This window comes from Parabacteroides acidifaciens (assembly GCF_003363715.1).
Classification (GTDB): Bacteria; Bacteroidota; Bacteroidia; order Bacteroidales; family Tannerellaceae; genus Parabacteroides; species Parabacteroides acidifaciens.
In genome coordinates this window covers 1-15,863 of the sequence record NZ_QREV01000080.1, presented here as the reverse complement: position 1 = coordinate 15,863, position 15,863 = coordinate 1, and the positions used below count along the sequence as shown (strand labels likewise).

The following is a 15,863-nucleotide window of genomic DNA, read 5'->3' as shown; positions in this document are numbered from 1 at the left end:
AGATACAATATCAGATTTATTATCGGCCTCAGGATGGTTCTGAATTGTATTTTAATCCTGTCAATTTGCCGGAGTCTCTGTTTTCGGATTACTCTTTTAGCGATTCATTTGGCACGGTAGGTGATATTAGGTTCTCCGGCGAAGTGAAGCCTCGCTTAGAGGGAATGGAGTATACTCCGATTGTGTTGACCTATGCGAAAATAAGTCTGAGTTGGTTCAACTTATAAAATAGTTTTGCAATGAGAAAAGAAAATGTCAATTTAATAATGCTTCTCTGCCTGCTGCTCTCGTTTTGCAGCGGGTTTGCGTCCTGTGGGGATGATGAGGAGGAAGATAAATATGATTCTTGGTTCGAAGTGTCATTGGAAAAGGCGGATGCGGTTTATTTGGAATCCAATACGCTTTATGGTATAACCAATATGGAGGGAGATCTGCAGATACGAAAGGTAGACGGTAAGATACAATATCAGATTTATTATCGGCCTCAGGATGGTTCTGAATTGTATTTTAATCCTGTCAATTTGCCGGAGTCTTTGTTCTTGGATTACTCTTTTAGCGATTCATTTGGCACGGTAGGTAATATTAGGTTCTCCGGCGAAGTGAAGCCTCGCTTAGAGGGAATGGAGTATACTCCGATTGTGTTGACCTATGCGAAAATAAGTCTGAGTTGGTTTCTTGATTCGGTCTAACCTGTAAAATAGTTTTGCAATGAGAAAAGAAAATGTCAATTTAATAATGCTCCTCTGCCTGCTGCTCTCGTTTTGCAGCGGGTTTGCGTCCTGCGGGGACGACGAAGAGGAAGAATATGATCCTTGCGCCCCGTTCGAGGTGGCGTTGGAAAAGGCGGATGCGGTTTATACGGAATCCAATACGCTTTATGATGTAACTAATATGTTTGGAGAACTGTTGATACGAAAGGTAGACGGTAAGATACAATATCAGATTTATTATCGGCTTCAGGATGGTTCTGAATTGTATGTTTGTCCTGTCAATTTACCGGAGTCTCTGTTTCCGGATAGCTATTATGGAGATTCATTTAGTGTGATAGCAGGTATTTGGTTTTCCGGCGAAGTGAAGCTTCAGTTAGAAGGAATGGAGTATAATCCGATCGTGTTGACCTATGCGGAAATAATTCTTATTTGTAATCTTGCTACGATCTAACCTGTAAAATTGTTTTGCAATGAGAAAAGAAAATGTCAATTTAATAATGCTCCTCTGCCTGCTGCTCTCGTTTTGCAGCGGGTTTGCGTCCTGTGGGGACGACGAGGAGGAAGAGTATGATCCTTGCGCCCCGTTCGAGGTAGCGTTGGAAAAGGCGGATGCGGTTTATACGGAATCCAATACGCTTTATGACGTAACTAATATGTATGGAGATCTGTTGACACGAAAAGTAGACGGTAAGAAACAATATAGGATTTGTTATCGGCTTCAGGATGGTTCTGAATTGTATGTTTGTCCTGTCAATTTACCGGAGTCTCTGTTTTCGGATAGCCATTATGGAGATTCATTTGGCGTGATAGCAAATATTAGTTTCTCTGGCGAAGTGAAGCCTCGTTTAGAAGGAATGGAGTATAATCCGATCGTGTTGACCTATGCGGAAGTAGAACTGATTTGCTATGACTTGTGCGGTCTAACTTGTAAAATAGTTTTGCCCTAACTCCTCTGCCTGTAATTATCTTGAATAACCGAGAGGGGGCTTCCGACAGCCCCCTTTTTTCTTTATTTCTGCCAGATCTCCCAGCCTGCGAATGCTTGCAAGAGCAGCATCTCGAGTCCGTTCTTCACGACGGCGCCTTTTTCTTTTCCTTTTTTCATGAAAAGGGTTTCATCCGGATTGTACAGAAGGTCGTACAGCAGATGTTTCGGAGTCAGCAGGTCGTAGGGGATATCCGGGCAGGTGTTGATGTTTGGGAACATGCCGAGCGGTGTCGTGTTGACGATGACGGTGTATTGTTCCATTGTCTTGGGCGTGATTTCCTCGTAGGTGATGCAGAATTCTTTCGGTTTGCGGGAAACCAACGTTGCACCTACGCCTAACTGTTTCAGCCCTTGGAAGACGGCTTTCGAGGCGCCTCCGGTTCCGAGGATCAGCGCCTTGCGGTGGCTTTCGTCCAACAGTGGCTCGATGGAACGTTTGAAACCGATGATATCGGAATTGTAGCCTTTCAGCTTTAGCTTGCCGAAAAGACCTTTGGTGAATTTGATCACATTGACGGCTCCGATCAGGCGGGCGTCTTCGTCCAGGTCATCCAGATAGGGGATGACTTGTTCCTTGTAGGGGATGGTGACGTTCAGGCCGCAGAGTTCGGGATTGTCTTTCAATACAGTCTTCAGATCTTTGATGTTCGGGATCTCGAAGTTCAGATAAGTTGCATCAATTTTCTCGGATTCGAACTTCTGGTTGAAGTAGTTCTTTGAAAAAGAATGTCCGAGGGGGTATCCTATTAAACCATATTTTTGCATGACCGGTAAATTAAGATGATTAAATATTATTTGCAGGCAGTATATAACGAACATATCCCGAAAGTAAAAGTCCTGGATCGCGCCTGGTTGAAACCGACGTGGCTGAGCAGGTCGGTCATTACTTTCCCTTGCGGAACGACTTTGATGGAGGCCGGCAGATAGCTGTAGGCTGTGTGCTCTTTCGAGAGTAACCGGCCGATGTTCGGGATAACGAATTTAGAATAAACGGTGTAGAGTTGTTTCATCGGGAAATGTTCCGGCGATGACAGTTCGAGGATCATCAGGTGGCCGCCCGGTTTCAGTACGCGGTACATTTCGGATATTCCCTGTTCTATGTCTTCGAAGTTACGGACTCCGAAGGCGGCGGTGACGGCATCGAACGAGTTGTCGGGATAGGTCAGCGCCGTGCAGTCCTGGTATTCGAACGAGATATGTTCCGACAGTCCGGCTTCGGCCACTTTGCGGCGCCCGACTTCCATCATGCCTTCCGAGATGTCGGCTCCGACAATGCGGTCCGCTTTCAGCCGGCGGTACATGGAGATGGCTAAGTCGCCTGTCCCGGTGGCAATGTCGAGTATCGAAGCGGGTGAGAAAGGGCGCAGAAAAGCAATTCCTTTCCTGCGCCATATTTTGTCGATACCGAGCGAGAGCGTATGGTTCAGCCGATCGTACGTGCCGGCGATGGAGTCAAACATACGCTTGACCTGCGTCGCCTTGTGCTCCTCGTTGTTGTAGGGTAGAATCTGTTCTGAACCGTACTTTGCCATATCCGTGTCTTTCTTATTTGTTGAGATATTCGGTCACGTTCTTTTCGATGCGTGACAACAGGTTGTCTGTGTCTCCTTTTACGAACTTTTCACCGGTGATGTGTTCGAACAGCTCGATGTAACGGTCGCTGATGCCTTCGACGATAGTCGGAGTCATTTCAGGCACTTTCTGTCCAGCCTTGCCCTGGAAACCGTTTTCCATCAACCATTCGCGAACGAATTCCTTGGAGAGCTGTTTCTGGGGTTCGCCTTTGGCAAAGCGTTCTTCGTAGCCTTCGCTGTAGAAATAACGGGAAGAGTCCGGTGTGTGGATTTCGTCCATCAGGTAGATCTTGCCGTCGTGTTTGCCGAATTCATACTTTGTGTCGACAAGGATCAGGCCGCGTTCGGCAGCGATCTCCGTGCCGCGTTTGAAGAGGGCGAGTGTATATTTCTCCAGCAGTTCGTATTCTTCGGGAGTAGCCAGGCCTTGTGCCAGGATTTCTTCTTTGGAGATGTCGGCATCGTGTTCGCCGATCTCGGCTTTCGTTGTCGGGGTTACGATTGGTTCGGGGAAACGTTCGTTTTCACGCATACCTTCCGGCAGTTTTATGCCGCAGATTTCGCGTACGCCGCTCTTGTAAGCACGCCATGCGCTTCCGCAAAGGTAACCGCGTACGATCATTTCAACAGGGAATCCCTGGCACATTACACCGACGGTTACCATCGGGTCCGGAGTCGCCATTTTCCAGTTCGGGCAAATGTCTGTAGTCGCATCTAAGAATTTGGCTGCGATCTGGTTCAGCATCTGGCCTTTGTAAGGGATGCCTTCCGGCAGTACGACGTCGAATGCGGAGATACGGTCTGTTGCAACCATTACCAACACTTCGTCGTTGATGTTGTACACGTCGCGGACTTTACCGTGATAGACACTCTTCTGTCCGGGGAAATTGAAGTCTGTTTTTGTCAATGCCTTCTTCATAACCATTGTTTTTATGGGGGCGCTTATTTGGCGTCCTGACTGTTATTAATATTGTTGTTTTTTATGCGTTTGCTGTCGAATTTATCGTAGGCTTCCACGATGCGCTGGACGAGTTTATGGCGGACGATGTCTTTCTTTTCGAATTCGATTTTACCGATTCCTTTGACGCCTTTCAGTATCTGCATGGCTTGCACCAGCCCGGAGGTTGCCGTGGGGGGCAGGTCGATCTGCGTCACGTCGCCGGTGATGATCATTTTGGCGTTCATACCGAGGCGTGTCAGGAACATCTTGATTTGGTGCGTTGTCGTGTTCTGGGCTTCGTCGAGGATGATAACAGCTTCGTTCAGCGTACGTCCACGCATAAAGGCGAGCGGGGCGATCTGGATCACATTGTTCTCCATATATTCTTTCAGCTTAGCTGCCGGAATCATATCCTGCAGGGCGTCGTACAAAGGTTGGAGATACGGATCGAGTTTGTCTTTCATCTCGCCGGGGAGGAATCCCAACTTTTCGCCGGCTTCGACTGCCGGGCGGCTCAGGATGATTTTGCGGATTTCCTTATTCTTTAATGCTTTTACGGCAAGGGCGATAGCGACAAACGTTTTGCCTGTTCCGGCTGGTCCTGTTGCGAAGACGAGGTCGTTTTCCTCGAATGCCTTGACAAGGCGTTGCTGATTCTCCGTGCGGGCAACAATCGGTTTTCCGTTCATCCCGTGGATAATGAGGTTTTCCTGTTTGGTGACCACCGGGGTTTTCCCTTTGATGATGTCCAGGATGACATCTTCGCTCAGCGAGTTGAATTCTTCGCAATATTTCTCTACTTCGCGAATTTTCTTGAGAAAGAGTTCCGATTCGTCTTCATCACCGATCACTTTCATTACATTTCCTCTCGCCACGATACGCAGTTTGGGAAACAATGTCTTTATTAACTGCATATTGACATTGTTTACGCCGTAGAATATCACCGGGTCTACGCTCTCAAGAATATAAATTCGTTCAATCATTCAATCTATTTTAGTTCTGCCTTTTCCGTGAATTCTTTTCACATTCATTCAGGCAGACAAAATTAGTAATATTCTTTATGCTAAGAATAAATTGCCGGATATTTTGTTTCGTATCTATGAAGATTATTTGAACATTTCTTTCAGACGCCATCCTTCCTGCCGGCAATCCCATACGGCATGGATTTCGACCAGTTCTTCTTTAACAGTATAAATCAGCTTGTAGTGTTTTTCTGCAACAATGGAGCGAAAACCGTCTTTATATTCTTCCAGAAGGGGTTCGACAGGACCTGCATTAGGGAAGGTTCGTAAAGGTTCGGCTGAATCCAATATGTTATTGTACAAACGGATAGCTGCGGTTTGGCTCTTTTCACTGTAGTAGTCGTAAATGTTGTCAAGTAAGGCCATGGCTTGTGGCAACCATTTTATAATTATTCGCATAGTGGATGTCGTTTACGTAACTCTTCTGTTGTCATTCCCATTCCTTTTTTCGACTCTTCTCTCGATTTTTTCAGCACTTCTTTCAGCTCGTCCAGCGTCATTTGTGCCGGTAAGCGTTCTGCCTGCTTTCTTTCGGTTGAAATGCAGATAAGGTTTTTGATCTGTGTCAAAAGCTTTTTGTCGTCAATCGTTTTCAATTGTTCGATAAGCGATAGTTTTAATTCTAATGTGTCCATACAATACTCTATTAGTTTCATATTAAGATTCACAAATGTACGTATTTTTTCCATCACGGAAGATTATTCGTGAAAGATTATGTACTTTTGTTCACCCTAAAAGAATAATGATGAAGAAAACAACACTTAGTATTTGGTTTATAATGGCTGCCTTTGCGGCGGCAGCGATCTGCTCGTCCTGTGGTAAAAAGGAACAGCGCGGTGAGTTGAAACGTATTTGGTATAATGGAAGCTACAACCGTGACTTCAAGGATTTGAACGATGTGCACTTGGCGGAAGCCGAACGTATTGGCATCAAACCGGCATCGAACCGCGAGGAAGCGGAAAAAGTGAAAAAGGAGATGAAGGAAATCAGTACCAATGAATACTACGAGGTGGAGGAACTGAAGCATTCTATTCCGTATCTGATACCTTCCGCTGCTAAATTGTTGGAAGATATCGGGCGTAATTTTCAAGATTCCCTCCGTAATCTGAATGCTTCTATCTATAAGGTAAAAGTGACCAGCGTCACCCGTACGATCGATGATGTTAAGAACCTGAAGAAAAGAAATACCAACTCATCCCAAAACTCAGCCCATCGTTATGGAACAACCTTCGACGTGTCGTGGGTACGTTACACGAAAGTGGATGAAAGCGATACTTTGAACATCGATAATGACCGGCTGAAAATGGTGTTAGCAATGGTTTTGCGTGACTTGAAGCGGGAAGAACGTTGTTATGTCAAGCACGAACGCAAGCAAGGGTGCTTCCATATCACAGCCCGGGAGAAAAAATAAAAACAACAGCTAACGGATCGAATGGACAAAAAACTACTGAAATATTGGAAAAACTGCCTGTTGGATGCGGAGCGCAAAAACAGATCGCTGAAGAAAGAGGCGCGGATCACATTGCGGATCGGCGACAAGATCCCGGAGTTTATTCTTCGCAAAGATATTCCCCTGCTTTTTTCAAAGGAGAAACAAAAAGAGAAAGATGAAAAACGGAAGGTGCAGATTGCTCCTTGCGTCCTTCTGCCGGAGTATGAAAACGGGTGGACTTCCAAACAGAATACACCGGATTATCCTTTTTTGATTACGGCTACGTTATTGCCGGACGGAACGTTTCAGGTGTGTGATAACAAAGCCGAGCGGGTTCCGGTTTTTGTCCGTATGTTTCTGGAACCGAATGCACGCAATGACCGAACCATTGCATCCCTTTCGAATGTGGACCGGCTGTTAAGCGAGTTTGATACCGAAGAGACGGATTGGAAAAAGTATTGGGCGGCTTGTGAAACCCTGTTCTGGAATGCAACCGGTTTGACTTTCCGGGAAATGAATTATGCCGATAAACCCGAAATTGTCGTTGTAAAAGCACCCGGGCGGGGAATGGCGCAAAAGATTATTAATCTATATGACAAGTTGCTGGAGAGTAAAGCCTCCCATACTTTACTGGAACTCCTGATCCGTAAAAAGCAGGAAACGCTGTTGCCTGTACCCAATAAACAGCGTGTTTATTGCAATAAGGAGCATTGGGCACAAATGAGTGATGAGTTCCCTCTGTCCGTCTCCCAACGCGAGACGCTTGCCATGTACACGGAACCGGATAGCTCTGATATATTTGCCGTCAATGGACCTCCGGGAACCGGTAAAACGACTTTTCTACAGACTGTGATTGCGAATCGGATTGTCCATACCGTACTCAACCATCCTGATGATCCGGATATCATCGTTGCCAGTTCCGCCAATAATCAGGCGATTACCAATATCCTGAAAGATTTTAAGATTGAGCAGCCTACTGAAGATAAGCCTGTAGATCCGTTATCCCTCCGTTGGTTGCCTGGATTGGATACGTTGGGATTATATCTGTCCGGAAAAGACGAACAGAAAGACCTGTATAAAATGATGTTCAATACGAAAGGTGACGGTTTTCCGAATGAATATGACGATCCTGCCCGATTGGAAGAATATCGTCGGTTTTATCTGGAACATTTCAACCGGTTCTTTAAGACGTCCTGCCATAATGAAATTGCATGCCAGCGTTTTTTGCGTAGGCGAATGAAAGAGATACGGAAAGAAATTGAAGTCTGTTTGAATGTAGCCAGTCTCAAACAGTATGGATATGAGATGGAGGATAAAGGGTTTGTGGGCAAGCTGATCCGTAAACTGCAAAAGCTGCCAAGTTATGAAGAAGTGATAAAGGGTTGGGAACAGACGAAAGACTTTAAAGATCGCTATGACAGGCTGACAGCCAATCCGGAATATAGCGCCCTTCCTTATACGGAAGATATGGCGGTACGACTGGATATCAGTTACCGTTATCTTTTGTTTTGGTATGCCATCCATGACCGGGAAGCCGAGTTTATCCGCCGGCTGGCAGAATGTGACAAGGAAGAGGAAACCCGGGGTCGTGAAGATTATACCGAGCGTTTGAAGAGGTTAGCTTGTGTGATGCCGGTCTTTATTTCGACTTTCCATTCTTTGCCGAAATATATGGTTTGTGTCGATAGCGGGGAGTGGGATGCACCGCTTTATGATTCGATTGATTTGTTGATCGTAGATGAGTCGGGACAGGTCTCTCCCGAATTGGCAATCCCTTCTTTCAGCCTGGCCAAACAAGCGATTCTGGTTGGAGATGTGGAGCAGATCGAACCGATATGGTCCATCTCGGAAGAATATTCCTGTATCAATCTGAAGCGTTTCGGCCTGATCTCTTCCGAGTCGGATAAAATGTATGCATTTTTGAGAGAGAACGGTTTCCTGTCTTCATCCGGAAGTATCATGAAGATGGCAAGGAAGAGTTGCCGTTTTGAAGTTGCCGGGGAAAGAGGTGCTTTCCTGACAGAACACCGGCGTTGTGTAGATCCGATTATTGCTTATTGTAATGACTATATCTATCATGGCCGTTTGTTGCCGAAGAAGGGAAACAATGTGAAATATAAAGCCTTGCCTTCTAAAGGCTATGTCCATGTTAACGGAGTAAGCGAAAAAGGTGGAACAGGCAGTGTATTGAATAAAGCGGAAGCGGCCGCAATCGTATCTTGGCTGGAAAAAGAAAAGGATAATCTGGAAAGAGCTTACAAAGATCCGATCAATAAAATAGTGGCGATTGTCACTCCCTTTAAAGCACAGGAAGAAACCATATGCAACTTGGCGAAAGCATCTCCGGAAGCGGAGGCATTTACCGGCATGACGATCGGTACCGTCCATTCTTTGCAGGGAGCACAGTGTCCGGTCGTAATCTTTTCGTCGGTTAATTCTCCCGGCGATGCTTCTTATTTTATGGAGCAGGGAGGAAAGTACAATATGCTTAATGTCGCTGTTTCGCGGGCACAGTACCATTTTTTAGTGTTTGGAAATATGAATATTTTCCATCCCGAACGGAATACACCGGTAGGGAATTTGGCAAAATGGTTGTTTGATGATCCTGCGAACGAGATATCCGGTAATTTCATTTATCAGCAGAAAGAACCGCTTTGCCGTTATCAGCCAGCCGAACGTTTATCGACATTGGAGGCGCACATCGGCTTATTGCAGCAGGCATTAAAAGAGGCAACAAAAAGATTGCTGATCGTTTCTCCTTTTATCTCGATCCGGGCAATCGAGCATGATGACCTTATTCCCCGAATCTGGGAAACCGTGCGGCGTGGAGTAGAAGTCGTGGTCTATTCCGATTCCCGTTTGGATTATAATGGACGGACCGGGCTGTTGAAGGAAGAGGCAAATGCCGGACGACAGGCTTTAATAGAGAACGGCGTCAAACTGGTTCTATTGAAAGGTATTCATAATAAATCGCTTGCAATCGATAACGACGTACTGGTGGAAGGTTCGTTTAACTGGCTTTCTGCGAGTAGGGATGAAGCTTATTCCCGGCATGAATGTTCAATTAAACTTCTTCATCCCGAAGCAACGAAACATATCTCAAATCTGATGAAGGAATTAGACCGAATAGAGCCGGAAGCAGTTCTTTTCGAGCCTCTTCCTGTCTTTGCGGGTTTCTTTGATGCAGATCCGATAGATGCTTGCACCGATGCAGATTTAGCAGATTTCAAGCGACGAATCCAGCAGTTGGAAATTCAGAAAAAGAATGTTTCCGAGTCAATCCGGAGAACCCGCGAGCGATATCCCCGCCACTATGAACCGTGGTCGGAAGAGGAATGCCGGATCTTACAGGAACTGATGCAAAAGACAAATGATATAGAAATCTTTTGTGCTTGTTTGCAGCGGACTCCCAATTCGATCCGTATAAAAGTAGAAGGAAAGAATCAGATGTAGCGGTCTGCTTCCCTGATTCTTCCCTTCTAACTTCAACTCAATTATAAGAGACCTTCGATCACCTTACGAAGTTCCGGCTTACCCATCGTCCCAAGCATCGTTTCCTTGTTACCATCCATACGGCAAAGGAGCAAAGTCGGAATTGTCCGGATTTTGAAAGCTGTTTCCAGTTCTTCTTCTTCGTCTACGTTTACTTTGTAGATATAAAGTTTGCCGTCATATTCTTCTGCAAACTCATCCAGGATGGGTGCCAGGCGTTTACAATAACCGCACCAGGGTGCATGAAAATCCACGATACAAGGTTTGTCTCCTACATATTTCCAATCCTTCGGATTCTCTTCAAAGTTTCCTACTCGTTGTATAAATTCCGCTTTTGTCAATTCAATGGGTGTCATATTGCTTTCTTTTTATTGATGATACAAAGATACATATAATGCAGCTGCATTGTAAATGGCAATATTGCTTATAGAGTTATCAATATTGCCTTTCTGGCGGCTATTAATAAAAAATATCTGTATTTTTGTTATCCATAAAGAAGGAGACTCATGCTATCAGAAAAGTACGTTCAAGACTTTGCGGTTTTGGAAGCTTTGTTTAAACGCTTTTATAGCTAATCAAAAAAAGAGCATCCGGAACTCTCCGGATGCTCTTTTTTTGATGTACGCTCGGCATGAGCATAGTCTAACGGGTGGAAGTCCCGAGTAAGCCCTAATAGCGGGAATTACATAGTCAAAGGCAAGGGTGTCCATCGCGCGGAGGAATCTGAAGGAAGCCGGCGACAAATATCTGGCCTGACGGACAGAAACTTCATATAAGGCATTTGACCGTGGATTAGATTGCATCACATATCAAAGTCCCATAGCTATTCGGAACGGTTGGTGTAAATGAAGCAGGCATAAGATGGAAAGACAATACCCTTATCCGAGGAGATCTCACGGACGTACAGAATAGTTTTTTTTTTACGAAATGTATGGAGTAAAGTTTGCTGTGAGAAGTCAGCAGAAGCCATAGTAGTTCAGCAATCGATAACACTGAACGAAGGGCTGAACCTAACAATTAAACGATAGTAATTGAAACATACCTAATGAAGGAAAGAATGCAGAAAACATTGTCCCAAGATAATGGCTGCCCCCAAAGAGATAGGTCGGAAACCGAATGGTATGGGGGAGTGCAGACTTTCATGTGGATGTGTGAAGACAACATCGTGGAAGTACCATTCGACAAGGGACACCTTTTCGAGCAAATCCTTAGTCCCGTCAATCTCAACCGAGCTTATAAGGCTGTGTTGAGAAACAAGGGTTGTGGTGGTATCGACGGGATGTCATGCGAACAGCTGTACCCATGGCTCCTGACCAACAAGGATGAACTTATCCGTTCCTTGATGGACGGCTCATACCGTCCGAACCCCGTCAAGCGGGTAGAAATACCCAAGGAGAATGGCAAAATGCGCCTTTTGGGAATACCCACCGTGGTAGACCGTTTGGTGCAACAAGCCATCAATCAAGTACTGACCCCTATCTATGAGAACCAATTCTCCAGGACAAGCTACGGCTTCCGTCCGAGAAGAGGATGCCATGATGCACTGCGGGGAGCGCAAAAGATAATTAATGATGGCTACATATATGTAGTAGACCTTGACCTCGAACGCTTCTTCGATACCGTAAGTCATAGCAAACTCATAGAAATCCTCAGCCATACTATAAAAGACGGCAGAGTAGTCAGTCTTATACACAAATATCTCCGAAGCGGAGTAATGAACAAAGGATTGTTTGAAGCGAGCGAGGAAGGCACTCCCCAAGGAGGACCGCTAAGTCCGTTGCTGAGCAATATCATGCTCAACGAGCTGGACAAGGAACTCGAACGCAGGGGACTCCCCTTTGTGCGCTATGCCGACGACTCGATGATATTCAGCAAGTCCAAGAGGGCAGCAAGACGAGTCAAAGAGTCCATAACCCGATTTATAGAGGAAACCCTCTATCTCAAAGTCAACAAGGAAAAGACCGTAGTATCGTATGTGCGTGGAGTGAAATATCTCGGCTACTCCTTTTATGTAATGAAAGGCAAGTGTCAGCTCACGGTGCACCCGAAATCCAAATCCAAGATGAAGTCAAGACTCAAAGAATTGACGAGTCGTAGCAATGGATGGGGATATGCCAAGAGGAAGCAAAAGCTGAAGGAATACATACGTGGATGGGTGGGATACTATCACCTTGCCGATATGAAACGTCTTCTTCTTGAAACAGATGAATGGTTAAGACGGAGAATACGCATGTGTATATGGAAAGCTTGGAAGATGCCCAAGACAAGAGTGGCAAATCTCATTAGATGCGGTATAGATAAACATATGGCATACGAATGGGGTAATACTCGCAAAGGCTATTGGCGTATTGCTGATAGCTATATATTGCATAGAGCAATCACGAATGAGAGCTTACACAAGGCAGGGTATGCTACTTTAATGGGTTTTTATTTCGAATGGTACCCAAAATAGGAACCGCCGTATGCGGAACCGCACGTACGGTGGTGTGAGAGGTCGGTAAATATGAAAGTAGGAGATAAACACCTATGATTAGTATTTACCTCCTACTCGATTAGCTATAAATGTTTTTAGTTCTGCTCCTTCAATATCACATCATGCGCGCCACCTTCCACAATACTGGTTGATGAAACCAATGTGATCTTGGCGTTCTTCTGCAATTCGGGAACCGTGATCGCACCGCAACTACACATCGTTGCAATCATTTTGCCTAATGTGAGGTTGAGGTTGTCCTTCATTTTACCGGCATATGGAACATAGCTGTCTACGCCTTCTTCAAATTTCAAGGCTTCGCTGCCACCCATGTCATAACGCTGCCAGTTCTTGGCGCGGTTGGAACCTTCGCCCCAGTATTCTTTTACGAAGTTGTTTCCGATTTTCATCTTCTTCGTCGGCGATTCGTCGAAACGGGCAAAATAGCGTCCCATCATCAGGAAATCCGCTCCCATTGCCAAGGCAAGTACCATGTGATAGTCATGTACCAAACCACCGTCACTACAGATGGGCACATAAATACCTGTTTTCTCCATATATTCGTCGCGAGCCTGTGCAACGTCGATCAGAGCGGTAGCCTGTCCGCGTCCGATACCTTTCTGTTCACGGGTAATACAGATTGAACCGCCGCCAATACCTACTTTGATGAAATCGGCACCGGCTTCCACCAGATAGTCGAAACCTTCCTTGTCGACAACATTTCCGGCTCCGACCAGAACCTTGTCGCCATATGTTTTCTTGATCCATTGCAATGTCTCCTGTTGCCATTCGGAATAACCGTCGGAAGAATCGATACAAAGTACATCGACGCCCGCTTCAACCAGAGCAGGAACACGTTCCATATAATCGCGTGAATTGATACCGGCACCAACCAATAGCTTTTTATCGCTGCCGGACAATTCTTTCGGATTGTCACGATGGTTGTCATAGTCCTTGCGGAAAACGAAATATTGTAGTTTCTGGTCCTTGTCGATGATTGGTAACGTATTCAGTTTGTGATCCCAGATAATCTGATTGGCTTCACTTAACGTGATACCCAGATCACCGACGATCAGCTTGGAGAACGGAGTCATAAAATCTTTTACCTTTCTGTCGAGAGGATCTTTTTCTGCGCGATAGTCACGACTGGTCACCAATCCCAGCAATTTACCGTTAGGAGTACCGTCGTCCGTCACACCGATAGTTGAATGTTCGGTGCGTTGTACCAGAGCGATAACATCCGCCAACGTGTTTTCCGGAGTCAGATTGGAATCGCTGATGACGAATCCTGCCTTGAACTTCTTAACTTTCCGAACCATATCTGCCTGACTGGCGATAGGCTGCGAACCGAAGATAAAAGATAACCCTCCGTTACGAGCCAGCTCGATGGCCAGCTTGGGACCGGAAACAGATTGCATGATCGCTGAAACGAAAGGAATGTTTAATTCGATCGCTGGCTTTTCACCTACTTTATGTTTCACAAGCGGGGTTTTCAGTGAAACATTGGTTGGCACGCATTGTTTGGTGGTTAAACCGGGAATAAGTAAGTATTCACCAAAGGTTCTCGATACATCGTTTAAGTAAACTGCCATAGTGTTTATATTTACTGGATGAATTTTATTAGGGTACAAAAGTACTCAATTCTCCTGTATCCTGTATTGTCTGAATAAAAGAAAATTCTGTTTTTTCCTATTTTCCGCGCTTTGTATGCGGTAAGCTAAGAATTTCCGCCTATCGGGAGCTGTCTGTTTTAGAAACTTTTCGGCAGACAGGATTGTTATATAAACGTAATTAACATAGGAGGATTTTTTATGAAAACAATAGTGGATAAAGCCAATACTCGCGGGTACGCAAATCATGGATGGTTAAAGACTCATCATACTTTCAGTTTTGCCAATTACTATAATCCGAAAAGGGTTCATTTTGGTATGCTTCGTGTTTTAAATGACGATTCGGTTGCTCCGGGAGAAGGATTCGATACACATCCGCATAAGAATATGGAAGTAATCTCCATCCCGTTGAAAGGCTATCTGCGTCATGGCGACAGTATTCAGAACAGCGAAGTGATTACTCCGGGCGATATACAGGTCATGAGTGCCGGTACGGGGATTCTCCACAGCGAGTTTAACGACAGTGGAGAAGAACAACTGGAGTTTCTTCAGATATGGGTGTTCCCGCGTGAAGAAAATACGAAACCCCATTATAAAAGTTATGATGTCCGCTCTGTCTTGAAAAAGAACGAGTTGGGCTTGATGATTGCACCGGACGGTTCTGCTCCGGCTTCCATTAATCAGGATGCCTGGTTCTCGATGGGAACATTGGATGCCGGAATAGTGAAGGAATACAAACTGCACAATAAGAAGAACGGAGTCTATCTGTTTGTAATCGAAGGTGAAGTGGAAGTTGCCAACACAGTCCTTTCCAAGCGTGACGGCGCCGGCTTCTGGGAAACCGACAGTATTGTGATAGAGGTATTGAAACATGCAACGGTCCTTTTAATGGAAGTGCCGATGGAATAATGGTTATGTATTTTACAATAACCCCCTGTTTTTGCTATTTTTCTATTTCATCCGAAAAGTCGATCCATTTTGGATTGACTTTTTTTGCGGTTTTTACCTTTACGGCTGACACCGGACGAAATGAGGTGCGCAGCCCATTCAGGAAAGTGTACAATTTGACAGTCGGAAGGCGGAAACACCAACAAAGTGATAAACCTTAACTCCCGGAGAATCGAATATTTGAAAATAAAACGGACGGCGTTCCAAATACTTCAAGGAAATTCAGGTGCTTTTTTGCCCTTACAACGGTCTTCTTTCCAATTACGACCGTCCAAATCGCCATTACGACCGTGCTAATCTTCGCGAGGTGCCGAGTGCACTACACATTAGCACGGTCGTAATGGCAAAGAGGACGGTCGTAATTGCTGGAAACACTCAAAAAAGAGGAAAAAGTCCCTTTTTGAGGTCAAAAAAACGGATTAACATTTGTTTGAATTAGGGGCTCTTTTTGGTCTGAAAAATGCGTTTTATACAATAAGTCCTTGAATATTGAAAAAAGTATCCATGCCCATCCATCTAAAATTTCATGGGCATGCAATCCAATTTCCATGGGCATTGATACGGGCTTGGAGTATTGATGCGTTAGTCTAAAAAAATAAAAAGAAATAAAATGTTGGATAAAGTGAGAGTGTGGTATTAGATAAGTTTTGAGCTACCGCAGTCTCTACAGAACTAAG

Annotated in this window: 16 protein-coding genes; 8 read left to right on the top strand and 8 right to left on the bottom strand. The window is 45.1% G+C overall.

Translation table 11 applies throughout. The annotated features are described in order from the left end of the window. From DWU89_RS20950 to DWU89_RS19350, 4 genes are all read left to right on the top strand, one after another. Positions 1-227 (top strand): hypothetical protein (locus DWU89_RS20950; RefSeq protein WP_208642493.1); only part of this gene is annotated, 227 nt, incomplete at its 5' end. A 12-nt stretch (positions 228-239) separates the two neighbouring features. Next, positions 240-689 carry a hypothetical protein gene (locus DWU89_RS19360; RefSeq protein ID WP_147292153.1) on the top strand — a complete coding sequence of 150 codons (450 nt, stop codon included), beginning with the start codon at positions 240-242 and terminating at the stop codon, positions 687-689. 19 nt (positions 690-708) lie between these two features. Next, positions 709-1,161, top strand: a complete 453-nt coding sequence (locus tag DWU89_RS19355) for a hypothetical protein (RefSeq protein WP_147292152.1) — start codon at positions 709-711, stop codon at positions 1,159-1,161. A gap of 19 nt (positions 1,162-1,180) precedes the next feature. Further along, positions 1,181-1,657 (top strand): hypothetical protein, encoded by a 477-nt coding sequence (locus DWU89_RS19350; RefSeq protein WP_147292151.1) that lies wholly within the window; start codon positions 1,181-1,183, stop codon positions 1,655-1,657. 62 nt (positions 1,658-1,719) lie between these two features. On the opposite strand, the gene DWU89_RS19345 is transcribed toward DWU89_RS19350, so the two are convergent. The 6 genes from DWU89_RS19345 to DWU89_RS19320 form a co-directional block, all read right to left on the bottom strand. Next, positions 1,720-2,463: a shikimate dehydrogenase family protein gene (locus tag DWU89_RS19345; RefSeq protein WP_115501274.1), complete on the bottom strand. Its 744-nt coding sequence runs from the start codon at positions 2,461-2,463 to the stop codon at positions 1,720-1,722. Between the two features lie 26 nt (positions 2,464-2,489). Further along, positions 2,490-3,230 (bottom strand): bifunctional demethylmenaquinone methyltransferase/2-methoxy-6-polyprenyl-1,4-benzoquinol methylase UbiE, encoded by a 741-nt coding sequence (gene ubiE / locus DWU89_RS19340; RefSeq protein ID WP_115501273.1) that lies wholly within the window; start codon positions 3,228-3,230, stop codon positions 2,490-2,492. 13 nt (positions 3,231-3,243) lie between these two features. After that, complete coding sequence (locus DWU89_RS19335) at positions 3,244-4,191, bottom strand: phosphoribosylaminoimidazolesuccinocarboxamide synthase (RefSeq protein ID WP_115501279.1); 948 nt, start codon at positions 4,189-4,191, stop codon at positions 3,244-3,246. A gap of 23 nt (positions 4,192-4,214) precedes the next feature. After that, complete coding sequence (locus DWU89_RS19330) at positions 4,215-5,195, bottom strand: PhoH family protein (RefSeq protein ID WP_115501272.1); 981 nt, start codon at positions 5,193-5,195, stop codon at positions 4,215-4,217. A gap of 123 nt (positions 5,196-5,318) precedes the next feature. Further along, positions 5,319-5,633 carry a type II toxin-antitoxin system RelE/ParE family toxin gene (locus DWU89_RS19325; RefSeq protein ID WP_115501271.1) on the bottom strand — a complete coding sequence of 105 codons (315 nt, stop codon included), beginning with the start codon at positions 5,631-5,633 and terminating at the stop codon, positions 5,319-5,321. After that, entirely contained in the window at positions 5,624-5,869 is a 246-nt protein-coding gene (locus tag DWU89_RS19320; RefSeq protein WP_115501278.1) for a hypothetical protein, read from the bottom strand. The genes DWU89_RS19325 and DWU89_RS19320 overlap by 10 nt, the downstream gene beginning before the upstream one ends. 107 nt (positions 5,870-5,976) lie before the next feature. On the opposite strand from DWU89_RS19320, the gene DWU89_RS19315 reads away from it, so the two are divergent. Both DWU89_RS19315 and DWU89_RS19310 read left to right on the top strand, forming a co-directional pair. Beyond that, positions 5,977-6,645 carry a DUF5715 family protein gene (locus DWU89_RS19315; protein WP_115501270.1) on the top strand — a complete coding sequence of 223 codons (669 nt, stop codon included), beginning with the start codon at positions 5,977-5,979 and terminating at the stop codon, positions 6,643-6,645. Between the two features lie 21 nt (positions 6,646-6,666). Then, positions 6,667-10,119: an AAA domain-containing protein gene (locus DWU89_RS19310; protein WP_115501269.1), complete on the top strand. Its 3,453-nt coding sequence runs from the start codon at positions 6,667-6,669 to the stop codon at positions 10,117-10,119. Between the two features lie 41 nt (positions 10,120-10,160). Here the strand turns inward: DWU89_RS19310 and DWU89_RS19305 are convergent, their stop codons facing one another. After that, positions 10,161-10,514, bottom strand: a complete 354-nt coding sequence (locus DWU89_RS19305; RefSeq protein WP_115501268.1) for a thioredoxin family protein — start codon at positions 10,512-10,514, stop codon at positions 10,161-10,163. Positions 10,515-11,203: 689 nt separating this feature from the next. Between DWU89_RS19305 and ltrA the strand changes: the two genes are divergently transcribed. Next, positions 11,204-12,610 (top strand): group II intron reverse transcriptase/maturase, encoded by a 1,407-nt coding sequence (ltrA, locus tag DWU89_RS19295; protein ID WP_115501266.1) that lies wholly within the window; start codon positions 11,204-11,206, stop codon positions 12,608-12,610. Positions 12,611-12,726: 116 nt separating this feature from the next. On the opposite strand, the gene DWU89_RS19290 is transcribed toward ltrA, so the two are convergent. Continuing rightward, positions 12,727-14,220: an IMP dehydrogenase gene (locus tag DWU89_RS19290; RefSeq protein WP_115501265.1), complete on the bottom strand. Its 1,494-nt coding sequence runs from the start codon at positions 14,218-14,220 to the stop codon at positions 12,727-12,729. 219 nt (positions 14,221-14,439) lie between these two features. Between DWU89_RS19290 and DWU89_RS19285 the strand changes: the two genes are divergently transcribed. Beyond that, entirely contained in the window at positions 14,440-15,147 is a 708-nt protein-coding gene (locus tag DWU89_RS19285; protein ID WP_115501264.1) for a pirin family protein, read from the top strand. The last annotated feature ends 716 nt before the right edge of the window (positions 15,148-15,863 follow it).

Excerpts from the sequence above, each read along its gene's own strand:
- DWU89_RS19360 (WP_147292153.1), top strand. The coding sequence starts at position 240 with ATGAGAAAAGAAAATGTCAATTTAATAATGCTTCTCTGCCTGCTGCTC.
- DWU89_RS19355 (WP_147292152.1), top strand. The coding sequence starts at position 709 with ATGAGAAAAGAAAATGTCAATTTAATAATGCTCCTCTGCCTGCTGCTC.
- DWU89_RS19350 (WP_147292151.1), top strand. The coding sequence starts at position 1,181 with ATGAGAAAAGAAAATGTCAATTTAATAATGCTCCTCTGCCTGCTGCTC.
- DWU89_RS19345 (WP_115501274.1), bottom strand. The coding sequence starts at position 2,463 with ATGCAAAAATATGGTTTAATAGGATACCCCCTCGGACATTCTTTTTCA.
- ubiE (WP_115501273.1), bottom strand. The coding sequence starts at position 3,230 with ATGGCAAAGTACGGTTCAGAACAGATTCTACCCTACAACAACGAGGAG.
- DWU89_RS19335 (WP_115501279.1), bottom strand. The coding sequence starts at position 4,191 with ATGAAGAAGGCATTGACAAAAACAGACTTCAATTTCCCCGGACAGAAG.
- DWU89_RS19330 (WP_115501272.1), bottom strand. The coding sequence starts at position 5,195 with ATGATTGAACGAATTTATATTCTTGAGAGCGTAGACCCGGTGATATTC.
- DWU89_RS19325 (WP_115501271.1), bottom strand. The coding sequence starts at position 5,633 with ATGCGAATAATTATAAAATGGTTGCCACAAGCCATGGCCTTACTTGAC.
- DWU89_RS19320 (WP_115501278.1), bottom strand. The coding sequence starts at position 5,869 with ATGGACACATTAGAATTAAAACTATCGCTTATCGAACAATTGAAAACG.
- DWU89_RS19315 (WP_115501270.1), top strand. The coding sequence starts at position 5,977 with ATGATGAAGAAAACAACACTTAGTATTTGGTTTATAATGGCTGCCTTT.
- DWU89_RS19310 (WP_115501269.1), top strand. The coding sequence starts at position 6,667 with ATGGACAAAAAACTACTGAAATATTGGAAAAACTGCCTGTTGGATGCG.
- DWU89_RS19305 (WP_115501268.1), bottom strand. The coding sequence starts at position 10,514 with ATGACACCCATTGAATTGACAAAAGCGGAATTTATACAACGAGTAGGA.
- ltrA (WP_115501266.1), top strand. The coding sequence starts at position 11,204 with ATGAAGGAAAGAATGCAGAAAACATTGTCCCAAGATAATGGCTGCCCC.
- DWU89_RS19290 (WP_115501265.1), bottom strand. The coding sequence starts at position 14,220 with ATGGCAGTTTACTTAAACGATGTATCGAGAACCTTTGGTGAATACTTA.
- DWU89_RS19285 (WP_115501264.1), top strand. The coding sequence starts at position 14,440 with ATGAAAACAATAGTGGATAAAGCCAATACTCGCGGGTACGCAAATCAT.